Annotated in this window: 10 protein-coding genes and 1 tRNA gene; 5 read left to right on the top strand and 6 right to left on the bottom strand. The window is 38.2% G+C overall.

What is annotated here, in order from left to right:
• Positions 1-59 precede the first annotated feature (59 nt).
• Both VHE99_10050 and VHE99_10045 read right to left on the bottom strand, forming a co-directional pair.
• Positions 60-3,521, bottom strand: coding sequence for a hypothetical protein (locus tag VHE99_10050; protein ID HVV69353.1), 3,462 nt, complete (start codon positions 3,519-3,521; stop codon positions 60-62).
• 425 nt (positions 3,522-3,946) lie between these two features.
• Positions 3,947-5,455 carry an NAD(P)H-hydrate dehydratase gene (locus tag VHE99_10045; GenBank protein HVV69352.1) on the bottom strand — a complete coding sequence of 503 codons (1,509 nt, stop codon included), beginning with the start codon at positions 5,453-5,455 and terminating at the stop codon, positions 3,947-3,949.
• 97 nt (positions 5,456-5,552) lie between these two features.
• On the opposite strand from VHE99_10045, the gene VHE99_10040 reads away from it, so the two are divergent.
• Both VHE99_10040 and VHE99_10035 read left to right on the top strand, forming a co-directional pair.
• A tRNA-Ala gene (locus VHE99_10040) sits at positions 5,553-5,628 on the top strand.
• Between the two features lie 271 nt (positions 5,629-5,899).
• The gene (locus VHE99_10035; GenBank protein ID HVV69351.1) at positions 5,900-7,756 is read left to right on the top strand and encodes a hypothetical protein; all 1,857 of its coding nucleotides are present in this window, start codon (positions 5,900-5,902) and stop codon (positions 7,754-7,756) included.
• Between the two features lie 107 nt (positions 7,757-7,863).
• On the opposite strand, the gene VHE99_10030 is transcribed toward VHE99_10035, so the two are convergent.
• The 3 genes from VHE99_10030 to VHE99_10020 all read right to left on the bottom strand — a co-directional run bounded on the left by VHE99_10030 (position 7,864) and on the right by VHE99_10020 (position 11,780).
• On the bottom strand, positions 7,864-9,180 hold the full coding sequence (locus VHE99_10030; GenBank protein ID HVV69350.1) for a Y-family DNA polymerase: 1,317 nt from the start codon (positions 9,178-9,180) through the stop codon (positions 7,864-7,866).
• On the bottom strand, positions 9,144-9,569 hold the full coding sequence (gene umuD / locus VHE99_10025) for a translesion error-prone DNA polymerase V autoproteolytic subunit (protein HVV69349.1): 426 nt from the start codon (positions 9,567-9,569) through the stop codon (positions 9,144-9,146). Before umuD ends, VHE99_10030 begins: the two co-directional genes overlap by 37 nt.
• Positions 9,570-9,791: 222 nt before the next feature.
• Complete coding sequence (locus VHE99_10020; GenBank protein HVV69348.1) at positions 9,792-11,780, bottom strand: ankyrin repeat domain-containing protein; 1,989 nt, start codon at positions 11,778-11,780, stop codon at positions 9,792-9,794.
• A gap of 537 nt (positions 11,781-12,317) precedes the next feature.
• On the opposite strand from VHE99_10020, the gene VHE99_10015 reads away from it, so the two are divergent.
• Positions 12,318-16,826: a hypothetical protein gene (locus VHE99_10015; protein ID HVV69347.1), complete on the top strand. Its 4,509-nt coding sequence runs from the start codon at positions 12,318-12,320 to the stop codon at positions 16,824-16,826.
• A 310-nt stretch (positions 16,827-17,136) separates the two neighbouring features.
• Complete coding sequence (locus VHE99_10010) at positions 17,137-17,979, top strand: hypothetical protein (protein ID HVV69346.1); 843 nt, start codon at positions 17,137-17,139, stop codon at positions 17,977-17,979.
• A 148-nt stretch (positions 17,980-18,127) separates the two neighbouring features.
• Here the strand turns inward: VHE99_10010 and tal are convergent, their stop codons facing one another.
• Positions 18,128-19,240 carry a transaldolase gene (tal, locus tag VHE99_10005; GenBank protein ID HVV69345.1) on the bottom strand — a complete coding sequence of 371 codons (1,113 nt, stop codon included), beginning with the start codon at positions 19,238-19,240 and terminating at the stop codon, positions 18,128-18,130.
• Between the two features lie 205 nt (positions 19,241-19,445).
• Here tal and VHE99_10000 point away from each other — a divergent pair, with 205 nt between their 5' ends.
• The gene (locus tag VHE99_10000) at positions 19,446-20,726 is read left to right on the top strand and encodes an ATP-binding protein (GenBank protein HVV69344.1); all 1,281 of its coding nucleotides are present in this window, start codon (positions 19,446-19,448) and stop codon (positions 20,724-20,726) included.

Here is a 20,726-nt window from a genome sequence, read left to right as displayed (position 1 = left end):
AAAATAAATAGCCAAAATCCTCGCAAGGCGATTACCTCATCGAGGTAATTCAAATTCAATTACGGTTTTACTTGCTCCCCGAGCATATATTCAAATTCAGGATCAGAATCATCTCCTTCATCGAGATCGGTGAAATCAAAATTCTCGATGTCGATTTGTGGGGCATTTATTCCAGTTTGTGTAGTAGTTCCTTGCAGCGGTGGAAGATCATTTCCTTGTAATTGAAATAAACAAATCCCAACGCCTAACGCTGCGGCCATATCTGTTTTAGGTTGATGAATTGTTATTGTCTCCTGATCTCCGAGACGTTCAAGCGTCGTACTGCGGACTCTGATTATATCATCGCTTTCATTTTTCTTGTCTTGTGGTTCTTGCAGTTGACCCACAACTTGCAAATCCTCCTCTTCCATATCCGCTTGCTGAGACGGTTCAGGAAGCAACAATTTACAAATATCGTCGCGTTTTCTTTTAACAGCATATCGATATATCTCATGATCGCAAGTAAACAGTGTATCACCATCTCTGGTTTTAATTTTCATCAGTTGCTCTATAATTTCCGGCTTTTTTCTATCAATTGCATGGTAGAATATTTTTTCTTCAATCTCAGCAATTACTGGATTTTTTTGTAGACTGGGCGCCTTTTCCTTCATATCCTTTGTTTTGCGTTTTTCGTTTTCACGCAGCGCTTCCCATAATATCACACAAGTGTCTAAATCTTGGTTGAAATACATACTATCAATGTAATTAATAAGATCTTCTGCATCTTTTTGTGGTTGGTCTAATTGTATTTTTGTTTTGATATCTTTTGTTTGATACCAACCAACTTCGTCATTGATGTCATTATCAAGTTCATCGTATTTCCACCATGCTCTTGCCATCAACAACACCAAACTGATAGTAACTGCCGGCCAATCGGAACCATTAGGTTTTTGCTTTAAAAGTGTATGCAATACTAATTTTGGATCTGCATCCAAAACCATTGAATGACGGACGAATGCCTCCACTTTTTTTGTTATGTCTAGTGCGCCATCCTGCATGAGCAACCCCGTTTTTCCATTAATCCAACCATTAAGAAAAACTATTAGAAGACTGCTGCTAGTAATATTACAGAGATTTTGTTTTGACGAATAAAAATCGTCCACAATGCTACGTTGATTATGCAACATTGCCTCAATTAAAAGACTCTGAAAGAACATTTCATAAAAAAAATTATCCTCCAAACCACAATCCTGCGCAAATTGAAAAAATTTCAAATAAACCTGGTCAAGTGAGGTTAACCCGCAGTAGGCCATAAGAGTACCATAGCGATCAGTAAAAGTTTTGAATTCTTTAGCACTAATATCTTGTGTTTTTTTGGTTTCTGCGAGCTCGTTCTTTGCAATATGTATCGAGGTAAGATCAGTTTTTTTCAGCCTGAGATAGGCACATATTCTTTGGACCACATTCTCTCTCGCTGTTGCATCCAAACCCGCACAAAAAGCTTGACTTATGTCCCCACATATTATCTGATAACCATTTGCACAACGTTTAATTTTCATGTTATCTTTTTTATTGAGGCCAATATCATAAGCAGCAAAATAAATGCTATCGCCTTCGCTTTTTAAAAACTCCATAGCAGCGTTAAAACCATCTTCTTGAAAGATTCCCAATCCTAAAAGTTGACTTGAACGTTTAAATCTGTTTTGGCGCAAGGTAATAATTTCTGTAAAAATGCTATCCATATTAACGCCTTCTGCTTTCAGCTTCGCTAACTTTTTCAAATCCTCGCCTGTTATTTCTTGACGTACAATAGCTTCTTTTACGGCTGGGATAGTATAAGTTTCGCTAATTTGCGGATTGTTAACAATTTCATCCACAGTTAATATCTTCTTTCTTATCAATTCGACTATGGTTGGATTGGTGTATATTTTATAGGCTTCCTGGCTAGTCAAAGATGCTGCTGTAACAGCTTTTTCAAGAGAGGAATACAAAAGGGTATAAACATGAAAATGATCCAGCGAGTGATGCAATTTTGCCTTATTTAGCAGCGCTTTATTGTAGACAAGCGTTTTATGCAATGCTTCATCAAAGGCTTTTTCATTACCTTCCAGAAGAAGAGACGCCATGTTTAATGTGTCAAAACCTGATATGAAGCTGAAGCCTTGGCGGATTTTTTCCAGTGCTAATACGGCAAAAAATTCGTAGAATGAATGTCCACCACTATGTGCTAATATGATAGAAGCATAACACTTCGAAAAGTTTTTAAATTGTTCTAAAGTTTTTAAGCGCAATTTTTTATTTTGTTCCAATGCTAAAAAAACTCTGAGTAATCCTAAATAGTGGCCGGATATTGAACATGAAAACGGGTGTATCAGCGTAGCTGAACAATGTTCAACCCATAAGCTAGACGGCTGCGGGCGGTCTCTATCTGTAGATTTAAAGAAAGGATAGGTTTCAGAAGCACGCACTAAATCATCCAGCGGCACAGGCATACTGCTTTGTAATATGCCAAGATTATTGGATGACACATGATGATGCTGGTCTTTAAATTCTCTGCCTCTGCCAGAATGTGCAAAATATCCCTCAGTAAATACTTCGCCTAATGGTATTGATTTATCCTGGATAGTAAGCAACGGGGCTGCGTAGGCAATTTTAACAATATATTTCAGCAGATCTTTTTCCGCCAGAGAAAACTTTTTTTCTCTGGCATATTCATTTAATGGTATCTTTTTAAATAAATCTAAGTATTCACTGTCATCAGTAGTTTCTTGCCAATCTGGTTCACCAATCTCGACTCTACTCAACCATAATTGAGATCTGTAATCTAATTTATTGTAAATATCCTCGTAAGTATGAATTAAACTGAAAATGTTTATGTTGTTTAAATTATATTTCAACGTTGCCAAGGCTAAATGGGTTTCAAAATATCGGCGACTGGCTTCGCTAGTGGTTATTTTAAAATCTTTTGAAACTTCATACTCCGTATTTTGGTATTTCTTGATTTCTTTCTCAATTGCATCTGCAGAAATTTCAGAATCCACACCACATAGGTATAATTTCTTCAAACGGGCTAGTTCTTCTAAATTAGCTTTTAATTTATCATAATTGTCACTTAATTCACCCAATCTGTGTACTACTGTTTCTGAGGTGATAAGAATTTGCTTTTTTTTCTGCTCATTTTGTGGCCTACCTGAAAATAAAGGCTGGCTACGTAATTCACTAATATATCTGTTAACTTGCCAATCTAATGTATCCCGCAAGCTTTCTAGATTTTCCTTTATAAGTTCACATGTTTTCTCGATAGACAACAGCAGAGCCTGGCCAACTGAAATCACAATCTTTCTTGGCGGTATTATATCCGTCATTATCGGACTGCTACTTGGTGAGGCGATTTCAGGCGTTGATTCTAACGGTGCAAGCGGCACATCTTCGATTGTTTCGATATTGATTTTTTTCTCTCGTCTTAAGGTTTGGGTACCCGCTTCATGGCGTGCTTGCGGAAACTCTACCTTTATTTCAGTTGATTTTTGCTGCTCATACATTACATATACTCTTTGTGCGGAGATGCTAAGGATTTTGCTTTTTAAAATTATATTTAAAAAATCTTATGTAGATATTAAGAGCACCTCTAGAAATTACGCGCGCATGAATTGCCTCATAATTCACCTAACTTTAGGGAAAAATGGTGGGTTATGAATAATGGGCGTTAATTTAGAACTTTTTCAGAGCAGATATTTGCGGTCTAAGCGAACAAGGGGGAACTACCCAGGTTGGTGATGAAGTTAAAATATAGAGGACTTGGCGCCTCAAATGTTGAATCCATTTACATTAAAAAAGCGCTACAGAAGAAAATAAAGCATATTTTCAGATAGGTTTCGGTTAATAAAAATCCGAGAAAGAAATAAAGAAATTATGAATTTAGATCATTATGAAATTTGAGAAGCCTATGAGGCTATGATCTCATAGGTTATTTAGGTGAAGAATTACCCTCTTCATTCACCAACATTCGCAGCACCCGCATCAAATCCAAAGCCAGCATACCTCGCTCACCTTGCTCGCGCGCCACCTTATCACCTGCTTCTGCATGTAATACTACGCCTAACTGCGCAGCATTTTCTAAAGGTAAACCCTGCGCTACCAATCCGCCAAGCACCCCGCTTAATACATCCCCCATGCCACCTGTTGCCATACCGGGATTGCCCAGCGCGCAAACACCAACTCGAGCACTTGATTGCACCAACGTACCCGCCCCCTTCAACACAATCACACCACCATAGCGCTCTGCCAACTCTGCCGCCGCTTTAAAGCGATCAGCCTGAATATCCGCCACACTACAATTCAATAAGCGCGCCGCTTCTCCCGGATGTGGCGTTAAAATCCAATCATCACGCTTGCAAGGATTTTTCGCCAATAGATTTAGTGCATCCGCATCCAGAATTTTCAATTGCGCGGCTGATAAGCCTAAAGTCCACAATTGCTGCGCCCAACTATCCTGCCCCAAACCCGGCCCTATAACCAACACGGACGCCCTAGCCAATAAAGCTCCGCAATCTGCAGGGGATGTGACTCCATGGCACATCAACTCAGGCCGCGCTGCTGCAATATACGCCGCATGTTCCGGCCAGGTCGCAAGACTCACCAATCCCGCGCCCACTCTCGCCGCCGCCTCACCCGCCATCCTCGCAGCCCCCACCATGCCACGATTACCCCCCATAATCAAAACATGTCCAAAATTGCCCTTATTGGCATCTCTCTTGCGAGGCGCCAGGTACTGCAGCAAAGCAGACAAATGCAACAAAACCGCGCTAGCTGGCACTTCATCCAACAATGTTTCAATCGCTGGCAGCAACCCATCATAGTGCAAATCCCCGCAATACTGCGGCGCAGCCCCTGTGTACAGTCCTCTTTTCAAAGCCATAAAGGTCAAGGTCACATTAGCTTGCACAGCAACACCACAAACCCGACCCGTATCTGCATCAATACCCGAAGGTACATCAATAGATAATACTGGCTTTTGTGCCGCATTAATCGCAGCTATGACTGTCGCATAACTCCCCTTCACCTCACCTTTGATACCAATACCCAACAAAGCATCGACAATCACATCCGCTTGAAATGGCTGCTGCCACAAATGCTCAAAAGGCTTTATCTCCACACCCGCCGCCTGACAAGCCAGCCTGGCCTTTTCGGCAGCAACAGGCTCACCTGTCCCCTCCCCCACCTGACACACCATAACCTTCCACCCTGCCTGCTTGGCCAACCGCGCCACGACATAACCATCCCCACCATTATTACCTTTACCACAAAATACCCCAAGTGTTCTGGCATCAGGCCAACAATGCTGCAATAGATGAAAGGCCGCTAAGCCAGCACTCTCCATCAATTCAAATTCAGAAACTGCATATTGGGGAACAGCCAACTGTTCAATGGTTTTAATCTGCTGCGCTTGGTATAACCGAGTAGTTTGATCCGTCATAGAATGATTCTCTGGATATATGGCAAGGAAAGCCTATGCAAAAGTGGCTTTTCAAATACCACCAAATTATAGTATAACAATCCCTCAACTACACCATGGGGCCGTAGCTCAGCTGGGAGAGCGTCGCGTTCGCAATGCGAAGGTCGGGAGTTCGATCCTCCTCGGCTCCACCATTTAAAATCAATAGATTACATCAAAAAAATTCAGACTCACTTCAGTTATAAAAAGGGGAAATCTAAAAGTGAAGTGCAAATGAAGTGTAATTTAAAATTGAACCCCCTTGTACCTACAAATTTAGTGAGAAAATGTGAACAACAGAAATCTCCTTACGGCATAGCCGTTTCAGTCCTGTGGTGAATAGTTACAAAAGTTTTAATAGAAAAGCTGGATAATGCAGTATAATTAACCAATGCATAGAAGCTTATAGTTTTCGCAGAGGCATATATGTCTGAGTCACTAAATGATAAAAAATCATCTCCATCTTCGTCCCCATTAACACCAGAAGAAATAGACGATATAAAAAAAGCTACTGAGTTGAGTCTGCTTACCTTAGAAGAAGAAACGCATAAAGGCCAAGAAAGAAAAAGTTCGCCGCAACAAAGAACGCTTTATGATGAGTTATCGTTTCAATTATATGCTAAAGAATCATGGACTAATTTTTCTTCTAGAAGTTCGTCCTCCAGCAGTTTTTCTTCTAGCTCTGCTTCTTCAACTTCAAGTTCCTCGAGCACAGATGATTTTACTGGCGTAGAAAAGGAACTTGATCTTGAGTTCGCCATTGAGGCGGCTATAGGTGTGGTTGATGATTTTCTGAATTGTTTTGATAAATTTACTGGACCTCCTCCCCAGTCATTAGATATTAAATCGATTAAAGAAAATCTGCAGGGTAAAAAATTTCGGAAACCAGCCGACAAACCAGAAAAATTGGAAAAGCTCATGGCGCAGTTTGATGAAAAATGCGCATCTTTTTCTCAAGCAATCATGCTAAAGATGAAACAAATAATGGCCGCTCCTATCGCCTTGGTGGATCCATCTGCACCTCCACAAGAAGTGCTTACTCACATACAGACCATAGAAGTTGCCAAGGAAAAATTGAACCGGTTATTGGAATACACGACAATAAGTCCTAACCAGGGCGATGCAAAAAAATCTCTAGAATTGGTAAACAAGAATAATCAACATTTTAATATACATTTTGAGAATTTGAGTACTAGTCTTCCAGATGAATATGCTTGTGCATTAGCTTGTCATCTATCTGCCGCAGAGCTTCAAGCTGCTTCTACAAAAGATCCAAGCCATAACTTAGATGCCTTGCGAGTTCTAGCAGGCAGCAGCGAAACTGAAACGGATGCTGAAAAAATCTTAAGAGATAACATACAAAAAGCTCAAAAATTTCTAGAGCAACTACGTGCATTTACTGCCTCTCCCGAAGAAGATATCAGCTCTCTCCCAAAAATTCAGATTAGTGCTAAATTCTTAGGTAGTTTGCTTAGCTCGGCTGATAGGGTAGCTAAGGCAAAAAAAATGTATGAAGATGTTCAAAATTTAATGTCTCTTATGCAGGCTATTCGCGAAGAAATAGCTAGAAGACATATTAGTATTTTCCTCCCTAGTCATAACTTAATCCTTGAATTACTAAATCCAGACACTTTTAAAGAAGATGAAGCATTGGGTAAAATGGAAAAAGTAGAGGCTGCCAGGAAGCAATTCAGTCTTTTGCTGGAAAATATGAAAAAATGTTTGGCGGATAAGGAATCTTTAGACATCAGAGCAAGTATAAGCGAATGTTCTATGATGTTTGATCTATATCGTAGAGTTATGTTGCGAGTTTTTCCAGCAATTGCCAAACCTTTTTATGCTTCTATAGATGAGGCAGCTGCTAAGGAACAAAAGGCTATGGAAAGTGCTTCACTTGATAGTAAGATTAAAACATTGGGCATAGAAGAAGAATCTGACGATGAGGAGGAGAAAGAAAGGCAGGCTATCGAATTATCTTTGGCTTCGCAAGAATCATCTGTTGAACAACCGGTTTCACCAAAGTCAAACCCAGTGTTGAGTTCTTTGCATCCAGCAGAAGATAAAGAAGAGGAGTCTGAGTCTGACGATGAAGAAGAAAAGCAGGCTATAAAAATGTCTTTGGAAAAATATTCATCTGTTGGGCCGTCGGTTTCGCCAGGGTCAAACCCCAGTTCATTTTTTAATGAGACACAAGCTTCATCTGGCGCCGAACATAATGAGTTAAAAGCTAAGTCTGACCCTGTTGTTCCCAACAATACTCTTACCTCTACTTCACCAACATAATACAGGGATTAATCTCTAAAAGCTGTCTCAAAAAAATTTTAGCTGTCATCCTGTGGTGAATAGTTACTATTTTTGTAAATAAATCACTCGCATTTCTAAGTGTAGCTCTATGCTAATACGCGAGCCAATTCCTGCCAATTGGTGGTAAAGTGCAGCGATTTATTTTTGATTCGCATGCTCCAGTTTGGCTCCATACCCTCAGCAGCAATAAATAATGTATTTGTCCCAAATTGGGTATTCAGTGTATCCATGACCTGCATGACTTTTTCTCGCTTTGTATTGGTCATATCATTATCCAGCAACAAATCTTGTTGTATGTTGTCTGAGGCAATATCCATCAACATGATTCCAGCTTTGTAGTATTGATATCCCGGCCGGAATATTTCCCTTAACCCTTTTTTAGCGATAGCAATCAAACGCGAAGTATCTGCAGTGGGCGTAGAAAGACCTAGCATTTTGCCGTTTTGATACTGAGGCTCGGATAGTCGGAATTGATTAGTGGTAATAAAAATATAAATCGCTTGCGCTTTGGAATTTTGTTGGCGCAATTTAATACAAGCGCGCGCAGTATGATGGCTAATCGCCTCAGCTAAATCGGCAAAACTAGTGATGGGCTTACCAAATGAACGGGAGGCCATAATATTTTTTTTAGGCAAGGTTTTTTCTAGCGCCAGACAGGCGATGCCGTTGAGTTCAAGCACAATCCTTTCAACCACAACACCCAAATGTTGACGGATCATTTTAGGAGGATAATCGCATAGCTGTTGTGCAGTGCTGATACCTAACCGCTGCAGCTTGGCCGCAGTACGGTGGGCTATACCCCAAATATCAACTACCTCACATTTTTGCAGTATGGTCTGTTGCAATTGTCGTTCACGCAGATCAAATACGCCGGTAGTCGTTTGTGATTTCGCCACTCGATTTGCAAGCTTGGCTAAAGTTTTAGTAGGGGCAATGCCAATAGAAACGGGAATGCCAGTCCACTGATAGATTTTTTCCCGCATATTTTCCGCATATTTTTGCAGGTCGCAATGTGCCAAGCTATCGAGCCGTAAAAAAGCCTCATCGATAGAATATACCTCCACTTCAGGGCATAACAGGCGCAACGAAGCCATCACACGTTGGGATAGATCACCATACAACGTGTAATTTGAGGAAAAAACTGCAACCTGATGGCGTTTGAGTAGCGCACGGTATTTATAAAATGGTGCCCCCATAGGGATGCCCAATGCCTTGGCTTCGTTAGAGCGCGCAACGATGCAACCATCGTTATTCGATAACACGACCACCGGTTTGCCATTTAATGCCGGGTTAAATAAACGTTCGCAGGAAGCATAAAAATTATTGCAATCCACTAGAGCATAAATCGGTGAGGCACAAGATGAGCTCAGACGGGATGAATCACATTGGTGACGACGCCCCATATGTGCACCTCACTTTCTGGTTTAATTTCAATCGGCGGGAAGTCTTCGTTTTCAGGGAGCAGATATACCTTTCCCTTCGCAGTCTTTTGCAAGCGTTTCACAGTCAGCTGACCATCAATCGCTGCAATGACTATTCGCCCTGACGCAGGTGTCAAACTGCGGTCTACAATCAGGATATCTTGATCGTGAATACCGGCATGAAGCATGGAATCGCCACTGACACGGACGAAAAAAGTGGCGGTAGGATGCTTAATCAGCAGTTCATTTAAGTCGAGGCTGCTCTCAACATAGTCATCTGCAGGAGAAGGGAAACCAGCTGCTACACTGGAGGAATATAAGGGGAATGGACAAGCGTGTTTTGAGGTTGCTGGTGTAGGGGCGCTAATCATGGGTAAATACCTGTCTATGCATATGTCAGCTCCTTGCTGTTTTGGTGGCTTCCTGGCCTGTGTTCTGGTTAGGCTTAAACTATCTCAAAGCAGTTTATCAGATTTGTTTGGTAAAGTGCTATTTCCTGTATGCCGGGATTAAATATTAAAAAGCAGGGTAACTATTCACCACAGGATTGAAACGGCACTCCTTCTGCCCGTTCATCCACTTCTTCTTCATCTTCACCATGGCCAAAATTGTCTAAAGCAAAGATTGAACGACAGTGATGGTTCTGACTCTTCATCTTGTTTATCGCTTGGATTATCAACTGGCTGATATCCAGGCGGTGGAATATAACTTACAGCTTTAGGAATATATGCGCGCTTTAGCTCTTTTTTATTTTCGTAAACAGAACACCAATCTTCAGGAATAGCCATAGGTGCTGAAAGAGATAGCTCTGCTCTAAGTTCTTCTATTTTTTTATTGCGCAGAAACTGTTTTTTTATTCCATCTTCAATCACTTCTTCTATAGCCTTATCTCCCAATACATCCAGGACAGCCGATTTCATTTTAGGGAATTCTGCCAGAAAACTTTCTTTAGAACTTCCAGTCATATTGGTGGCAATATAGATTTTTAGATGCTGCTTTAGGAAATCGTTAATTTGTTCCTTGAGCAATATAGATGAATTCGCTAGCGTATCTAACGATCTTCGGAATTTATCTTCTAAACTAGAGCTGTAAATATTCTCTAGCGGTGAATTGCTTACTTCAGAATAATTAAGCCTGGAAATTATAGATTCTTTGTTTTTTTGCAACATATTAAGCAAAAGTATCTCATTGGTTGTATAACTTAATATTAACCCAATTAATACAAGTGGCATTGCTGGCAAGCATAAAAACATAAAAGAAGGGCAAGCTTCTTCCAGGACATTATTCAAAAATTTTTTACCCACATAGAACATTTCTTCTTTATCTGATGGGATTGAAGTGATTAGGTTTTTTCGCGCAGTGACCTCTGTTAATTCATTTTTTATATGATCTGGTAAGCGGCGAAAATCTTCGAGAGAAATAGTCATGCCATATTCGAGATAGTCTGCCAACCTTTCATGTTTTATGCTGTCAGATCGCGGACAAAAGCCCAATTTAAGCAAGAACTTGGCTCTTTCGTTCTGATAGTGTCTTTTACTCTTTCCCTCATCTATTTTAATGCCAAATGAAATAAGTTCTTCAACCATCGCAATATCGGGCTCTACTGATATGGACCGTGAAGATAAACAATTATGCAAAAATGCGCCTAAGAGTGCATTTAAGTCAGCATCCTTAATGACCGCGGGATAGCCGAATTCTTGTCTATGTTTAATAAAGAAACTAATTATATCTGCGCGACCTACTTCTGCAGCTCGAATAAGAATATTTATAAAATCTTTATAGTCCGCTTTTTTTCTTTGATAGCATATCTGTTGCACATAATGTATCAATCGAAAGTTATTTTTTTTAGTTACGTATTGTAATGTTGTGCAGCCTTCCTTTGACAAAAATAAATTATCATAATCTTTAATGTTTCTTTTTAGTTGCTCTATACAATATTTAAACACTCGAAAAGCTCCACTCGTTGCTGCAGAATATAATATATTATTGCTGGGTTTTATTTGCGTTAGCAATAAGTCGATACTTTCATCTGGGCAATTACAAATAGCCCTATCTTTGCATCGGCAATACCCCGGGACATTCCCCCCAATACACCCCATAATATACAATAAATTCTCTTCACTGAATTGTAATCCGAATTGCATTAGCCGGAATATCGCTGTCTTTTTTTTACCTACATCAAGATCTCTAGAAGAGAATAGCTGAACGACAGGTGTTTGATGTATATAACCTTCCATTTTTAGCGAGAGCGGTGTTGCAGCATTCACATCGAGTTTCCATTTTGTGACTAAAAATTCAATTGCTTCAATGCGCCCATAATATAGAGCTGTTCCTAATAACGTCCAACCATGATTGTCTAGGCATAGTGGGTTGGTTTTTTGGTCTTCAACTAAAAAATTGCAGATGCTCAAATTTCCGCCTTGAACAGCATAGTGTAATAACCTTTCTTTTTCTTTCTTACGTGGGATGGATATTTTTTTGAAATTTTCTAAAAATGGTCTGTTCCGACCATTTATTGCAGCATCTATTGCTTTGCTTAAGTATGATGCTCGAATATTTTTTTCATCAGGTATAGTTGTCATTGGCTTCAGCCTTCCGCATGAGGAGCATCGCGATTGGATATACAGAAATTCTTTAACTATATAATAAATTTTCGACTTTGAACAAACTTTTAAAACCTGACTGCTATAAAATTTATTCCTTTTTTAGCGAAACGACCTTAGCCCCTTCCCACCCGGGGAGAGCGGATATAGAGCTTTACCGGACTAGTGCGCATTGGTGTGGAGGGCATAGATGCAAGCCAAACCAAACAACCACAACAACCCTGCAAATCTAAAGCCACCCTTTTAAAATACAAGGATGTTAACTCGACTCGCTTTTCAGAGCATCGAAACTGCTCTTAACCGCCAATCAGCGATAGGTACCCACGCCAGGTGGGTAAAACTACGCTAGCACTTGCAGTTGCTCAAGGACATCCGTCCATCTATTTAGATTTTGATTTAATTAATCCTTAATCTTAGATAAAAAAACACCACATCCATTTTAATGACAAAGGCTTTTAAAACCCTAATAATTCGAGTATTCTCTATTTTAAATACCTTAAATTTAAGAGAATAATCATGACCGAAGAAATAAAAATAAAGAAACTCAGCCAAAATGAAGACCAAATCAGAGAAGAGTACTTAATAGCAAAAGCATCAGCACAAGGCAGAGAATATCTATCAAAAAAAATCAAAGAATGCACAGATGAAGAACAGCGCTATAATTTAATCTACATTTTTTTAAATAACCTTGGTTTTTTTGATCTAGCAGACATGCAAGACCTAAATAACTTGGTTAGCACAACCCTAGGAGAAAGACACAGCTTACTAAGTATTGCTGCACCTTCCAATTCAAACCTTTTAAATACCCTATTAACACAAATCGAAAGCCATAAGCTAACAGTCACTTTTGATAATTATCTGGAAGCTGCTAGCAAAGCTTTAGAATCGAAAGCTTTTGAAAATTTTAGACACATCCACTCCACATTTTCTAAATCTGATGAAATAAATACCGGAACATACTTTACCTTCATTCTATCATTACTAACACATACTGCAAAAACAGATGATGTAAACGCTTTCGCCTGCTTATATTCAGAATTCATGGCTCAAATTGCATTTGACGAAGACAAATTTAAAAAGTTTAAAACATTCGTTGAAAATATCACTGAAGCCGCGTTTCGTTGGAATGCCCCAAATATCATCCTATTCATTATAGAAAAAAATCCGAGTTTAGACGAATTTATCAACAATCAATTAGACATCCATCATGACAATACTTTATTAGCCTGGGCATTAAATTTTCCAAAAAAACCAGGACTTTTACAAAAATTAATAGGTACCCAACCTGAAAAGTCAATTCGAAAATTTGCACTGACCATCTTAGACAGCGACTTTCATAAATTATCAATTATTATTCAGCAACTTCCAAATCTGGCTAAAAATGAAAATTTTGTGTGCAACTTATTAGAGCGAATATTCTACGACCACGATGAAGAAAAGCCCAGTTTTAGCAAAAATCCGCCTAACATCCTATTATTATTAGAAATTTTAAATGCTGATATTATTACACTAGATAATTCATTAAAAAAATCCAAAGAATTTAGTTTATTAGAACTTGCAGCAAAGTATAATCAAGTAAATGCACTTCAAAAATTTCTTCCCAATGAATTCACTCTTCAAGACTTACTAAACCCGTTAAAAACAGCAATATTATATGGGAATCCAGAAGCAATAGAATTTTTACTTTTTCAAACGAAAAAAATTATCAGACAAACAACTGATAGTAAATCAGAAAATCACTCAAATTCATTTTATTTAGAAATAATTTCAGCACTTGCGCAATCACCCATGCAACCTGAAAATATGACTCACTTCTTCAAAAAAATAATATCCCAACTCCAAGACACCCATGCTCTGACATTTGATTTTCTAAATCATGTAATATTGTCTACAGAAGATTTAACCCTGGAACAGCTCAACTTTTTTTTAAAAAGTCTCTTCGAAATTTCACCAAAGGAAAAATTTCAAGAAACTATAACAGCTATGATAATAAAAGGCGCACAACCAGGACAGGACATTTATCTACGCTGCCTACTGCTTCCACCTAGCACGTTGTCTATCATGCAGCTTAACGATTTAATGCAGGTTGCCATCGGCATTGATGTAATACAATGGTTAAGCCAGTTAAATGATCCTAATATATTTGACAGGGTAATTTGCGCTCTATCCGCATCTCAAGATGGATACAAACACCTAAATACCATTGCTTTAAAGTTAATAGAAACAGGGCAAGATGATAAACTGGAGATGTTTTTATTAACTCTAAAAGCAACACCTGAAGACCAAAAAGAAGGAAAATCTGCTGCAAAAATTACGAAGCCACTGATAAAAGAAATAATATCTCACGCTCTAAACAACCAAAATGTAAATAGCCTCACATCACTAACCAATGCTGACTTAAATTTGCCTTTAGACACATTGGATAGTCTTTTTCTTGAAGTAATTGCTGAAAAATCCACTGACATGAATAAATTTGATAACTTTACGCCTTTTTATACGCCATGGCTTTGGGCAGTAGAGGCGGGCCTTAAAAGAACAGTCGCCTGGTGTTTAGAGCATAAAAAAGCTCCCATTCCTGAAAGTCATGCCAAATCGATGCTATATGTTGATATTCTGGAAGAATTAGCTGAAGAAAGTGATACTGATATATTAAAAATGCTCATCGAGTCTCGTCAAATTAATGACACCCAAGCCAAACAATTGACAATTACTGCAACAAGAGTAAGAAATATAAATTTATTAACTTTATTACTACAAACCTATTCTGCTCACGACTTAAATCATTTTATTGAACCACCTTCTGAATTCAAAGATAGTGCACATCACTTCCAGAAATTTGAAGAAGAGCGAACTCCCGATTTTTTACTAAGATTAGCAATTGACACGAATAACTCGGAATTTTTAAAATTGGTTATTACCAGAACCAAAAACTTTGCTGAAAATTTTAATGTATACACCGGGAGCCAAACTGGTACAACTTTATTTTCGCAGGCACTTAAAAAACCCCAAGCCTTTCAAGTGCTTTTAGATGTACCAACCTTTAATATTAAAGAGTTTCATAAAACCGCATTTCTTAACCTTGCTGCTCAAGACGGCGTACCCGAAACATTCAATCGGCTATTTAATGCGCTTAAAACAGAAAAAGATTTGAAAAAGAGCGATGGTCATATAGACCTTGCTAGTGAACTTAATGTTGAAAAATATATATTTTCTGCCTTAAAGTCAGATAACTGGGGAATGTTAGTCTCATTTTTAGCACCACCTGTATCTTTCCCACATGATAAATTAAATGAGTTCGTATTAAAATTTTCAAAACTGACTTTAGTTGATACCTTACTCAAAAATGCTGATGAAACTATTTTAGAAAAGTATATTTCAACATTAGGTCAATCTCATTTAAATAGAGTTAAGGTAGCATATCCAAATATTTCTCCAGGTTGTATGCGAGTTTTATTACAAAAACAAGTAGACATTCCTTTACATGATATATTTAGAGGCATGGAAAACAAGCCTGATAAATCTGCACGCATGCATATATTGCTTAGTCAATTTAACTTAACTTTAATGGAATTAACAAAACCTCAAGAATTGGCTCAGCTTGATATTGATACACGCATTAAAACTTATTATTTTCTTGCATTTTGTTATGCAAATTCAGCCGCACAACGGATTACTACATTAGAAAATGCAATCGTTAATTTTTCTAAAGCAATGGAATATGCGAACCTTGCAAATCAAATGTCAAAAAACACTTTGCTTTTACCCGCTGCAGCGAGATTTAAGGTTTTCTTCCACCAAGTTTTATCCGTAGGAATATGTACTTATTTAACTAAATATACAGAAATAGATCAATCATTAAAAAATCAAAGCCCCGATGAAGTAAAATCCAAAACATTGCTTAATGACAAAAAGTCGCTAGGTGCCGAAATTAGAAAAATGTTATTAACCTGTGGGATCACTAATAAAAAAAATTTAAATGAATTTAAAACTGTTTTTCAGAAATTATTACAAGGGTCCAAGGACGGCGATACCAATATCCGCGTTATGAATAATCTCGATGGCCTATTTAAATCAATAATTAATGAATTCAAAAGTCGATATTTTTTCGACTGGCATAATTCTGGATCTATACGGGCTGCAAGCAATACAGTTAATGAATTTCTTGATGTCCAACCTACACATTTCCCCCTTATCGAGCAGGAATCAAATCAATTTATTCTTGAATATCGAAAGAACTTTTTAGAAAAAATTTCTCTTCAAGCTGCAAAAAATACCTTCTTTATTCCTATAAAGATTTTTGCTGCTCTCGAATCTCTGATTTTAACTTCAACAAACCCTGAAATATCCTCCCTGGCAGATGCAGATGAAATTTTTGGAGAAAAAATTGTGTTTGCCATTGATGAATTATCCCACCCCACTTTAAGAGAAAGTGTACCTACGTTAAAAAATTGTATAGCCACCGTCATACAAGATCATATCAGTGAAAAACAACTTTTTAATGACATACTTGGTAGAGCTTTTAAAGAAATTATACCCACACAAAAACAAACGCCTATAGATAATCAATTTAAAAAGGCACTATTAAATCTTTTAATGAATTATTACAGCTTTAAGCCAACACATCACTTAAGAGTCACAGAAAATCAGCAATATTTAATAGAAAATATAAAAACCTTTCTAAGCGCCTGCCATTGTGGCGAAGACAATAATCCTGATAAAAAAACTAAAAATATAGCTATTTATTACCAAGGCACTGCTATTTTTCCTCATCGCAAGGAATTAAAAGATATATTTAAATTGCATTTAATTAACGCAGATCTTGCCTTACAACAAGCTGCCACTAGCAGTTCTCAAACAGATGTAAAGAAAAAACGAAAACATTCTTCAACAACTTCACTCAATGAAAACATGCCCGCTCCTCCTTCAAGTCCTGTAAGACTTCAGCTAACGAATAATAGTTCCAGGAAGCGCAAACTAGAAAACCAAAGTACAACCCAAAAAGGGCAAGAACGTATTTTTCATTAAATCTAATTAAAACTATAATCTTTATCTGGTGAAGAAGTAGTTTCAGGAGCAGGAGCAGGAACAGCAACTTTTCATTGAGGAACTCGTTAATAAAAGCCTGTCATTCCTGCGTAGGCAGGAATCCATTTACAATATAGCACAGTGCCACAGTTTGGGTGGATTCCCGCCTGCGCGCGAATGACAATTCTTTCAGGATATTAAATTTTTTATCTAGCGCAGAGTGTTATCACTTTGTTTTTAAAAATCTTAATAAATTATTAATGTTGTTTGTTGTACAATAATACCTTATTTAACAATTTGGGCACTTAACATGCAACCACGTCTCTATACTAGCGCTTTTTTAGCATTCTATTTAGTCTTTTGTAGTACTTCTTCCTTAGCAAATATTACTGATTATAAATTTTATACTAATCAAGTATACGATGCCCAGCGTTCTCCAGCATTTCCAATAGCCAATAACCTCTTCACACTCAGCTATTTTAATAATCCCTATCGAGCTAATTTAACACAGTACAACCTGCTTGATGGCGGATATATTCAGCTATTTTATGTGGGCGGCATCTGCCATGATGGACAAGTCGGAATCAATCATTACGATGCCAAGGGTCATTTTCTGGAAACAGTACAGTCTACAGGACACATTTATGGTTTAACAAATCAAGGATTTTTGCATGATAACGATAACAATATCGGCACCTTTATTTCCACGCAGTATGTATTAAACAATAGCTCTTTGAGCTATATTCCAACTACCGGTCCTAGCCCAGAATCTTGCAGCACACTCGAATCATATAAACCATCTCAAACTCACAAAAGATTTTTCTTTAATTTCAAACAAGGCCTATTTCCAATAACCAGCTCATCCCCAGCGAAAATTAATTCAATATCTGAGAACCAACTTTCTCAAATTCAACAGCAGCAGCAAGCAGCTAATGAAATTCTAGGCAATCAACAAAGACTCATAGCAGATTATGCACAACAAATACAACAACTCACCGCGCAGCTTGCTGACGCAAATCAAGTACAAAAACAACAAGCTTATCATATTGAAGTTTTAGAAAAAAAATTAGATCAATACATGCAATTGATTTTTGAGCATTGCAGCACAACTGAAGTTCAGAGCACCAAAAATCCAGATGATGTTAAAAGGTGAAAAGAGTAGTTATTGAAGAGAAGTTTTCACTACTCGTTCCTATAAGAAATAAAAAAGCACAAAGCGTTGTCATTCCCGCCAGCGCGGGAATGGCAGTGTTTTTTATAGGGACGAGTAGTTACAAAGTAAGAAAGTATAGAAAAATCCATCACTTCTTATTTTTCAAAGCAGCCATTAATTCATCAAAAGATTTGATAAATTTATCGACACCCTCATCTTCAAGTTGTTGGGTTATTTTATCTATGCTGAAACCTAATGCGGGTAACTGCTGAAAAATCCAATCAGCAAAATCAATACCTTGTTCTAATTCTGATTTTGGATTGCCATGATCTCGATAAGCGTCTAAGGTTTCCACAGGCAAGGTATTCACAGTATCCACCCCAATCAACGCTTCCACATACATCACATCACTATATGCTGGATTTTTAGTGCTGGTGCTAGCCCATAACAGCCGCTGCGGCTGCGCACCTTTTTCTTGCAGTTTTTTAAACCGTTCATTCTGAATTAATTTTTTATAATGTTGATAAGCAATTTTTGCAGAGGCGATAGCCACTTGCGCTTGCAATTTTTTGGCAACTGCGGCTTTTTCACCCCCTTCAGCCACAACCTTCCCCAACTTTGGGTCGAGCAATACATCAATACGGCTCAAGAAAAAACTGGCCACAGAGGCAATATGTTTGAGGGATTCTCCCTTGGCAAGCCGTGCTTCTAAACCTTTGAGGTGGGCTTCTGCCACTTCTTGATAGCGCGGCACGCCAAACAATAGCGTTACATTGACATTAATCCCTTCGCTGATTAATTGCGTGATAGCCGGCAACCCTGCTTTTGTGCCCGGAACTTTAATCATGACATTAGGACGGTTCAATGCCTTCCATAATTGGCGGGCTTCAGCAATCGTGCCTTCAGTATCATGCGCTAAATGTGGATTGACTTCTAAACACACATAGCCATCTTTAGCTTCCGTCTGATGATAAAGGTCGCGGAATTGATCGGCAGCCTGTTGTATATCTTGTTGGGTGAGTGTTTCATAGATGGTATTAACATCTTTCCCTGCCTTGAGCATGGTCTGAATATCTTTGTCATAATCACTGCTATCCACAATGGCTTTTTCAAAAATGGATGGATTGGATGTCACCCCACGCAAACCATCTTCAGCAATTAATTTTCTGAGCTTACCACTTTGCATCAGATCACGATTGATAAAATCTAGCCAAATCGATTGACCGAGGGCTTCTAGTTTTTTTAAAGGGTTTACTGACATTGAATTTTCCTCCTGGTGTTGATTGAGTATGAAATCATCATATCATATCGAGTAGGCATAAGCGTTACCCACTTTCCTCTTATACAAGGGGGAGTGTTGTTTTTAAGTTCGACTACTTAGCCTACAAAAGAGTTGATATACGTAGATCAATCTTTATAATATCCTTACCCATATTCGTTTAACCAAATTTAAGTAGGGTTTATTTGTGGATTATCAGCTTCTAAATATTATCTACCAACAGAATCCCTGGCTACAGGATAAAACAAATCCCCTAATTACTGAAAATCAATATATTCAAAGATTGCAATATCAATTTCTGGCACAATCCGATTGGGATAAATTATGGACAATCTTGGTGGGGCCGCGTCAGGCAGGGAAAACGACATTAGGTAAACACCTATGCCAAGGACTTATTAGGCAGCATCGCTATCAACCATTGCTATACTTGAATTGCGATTATTACCAAGTCCGTCATTGGTTAAAATCTCCCACATTTCTATCAGAGGCAGCAGCCGCTTTTTCTTTAAAAAACTATATTCTGTTTATCGATGAAGCCCAACGTTTAGAGTCCCCAGGGTTATTATTAAAAATCATTGCCGATTTGCAATTACCCATTAAAATGATCGCCTCAGGGTCATCACAATTAGAAATAAAAAGCAAAATTCAAGAACATTTAACTGGCCGACAGATTGAATCAGTGATCTTACCCTTGAGTTGTCGTGAAATTGATTTCGCTAACCATTGGCGTTCGTTGCTGCAGTATGGCAGTTATCCACAAGTTTATCTTAACCAAAATAAACTGGTATTTTTGCAAGAGTTATTCAACAGCTATGTGCAAAAAGACATCATTGAATTCCTGCGGGTGGGCAAGCCTGAAGTCGTATTGCAACTGCTGGCACTTTTGGCACATGCTTGCGGACAATTATTGAATTTCCAACAATTAGCCGTAGATTGCCGGGTAAATGTTGAAACTATCCGCCATTATATAGACATCTTTGAAAAAACTTATGTAATAAAAACTATAAAACCTTTTGTTGGCAATAAACGCACGGAACTTACATCAAATCCGATTTGTTACTTTATCGATAATGGCTTTCGCAACCAAGCGTTAAATAATTTTGCCGCTATCGAAAATCGTACTGACAACGGTCTTTTGGTGCAAAATTTGGTATTTCAAGAAATTTATAAATATCAAATGCAAGAAAGAAAAAATTGGCAAATTCATTATTGGCGCACTAAAGCAGGCGCCGAGGTGGATTTCGTTATACAAACCGGCTTTGACACGATTATTCCCATTGAAGTTAAATTCAGAAATACTAAAGATTTAATTTTGAGTCGCAGTTATCGATCCTTTTTAGATGCCTATCAGCCAGCACAAGGATATGTCATTACTAAAAATCAAACTGGCGAATTGAATTACCCTTTTGGGCGGATTAATTTTATTCCGCTTTGTGCATTACCGACGTTGTTTGAAAATATTACCTAA

This window comes from Gammaproteobacteria bacterium, from assembly GCA_035546635.1.
Taxonomy (GTDB): Bacteria; Pseudomonadota; Gammaproteobacteria; order JAURND01; family JAURND01; genus DASZWJ01.
This window is presented reverse-complemented; position numbering and strand designations above follow the sequence as displayed.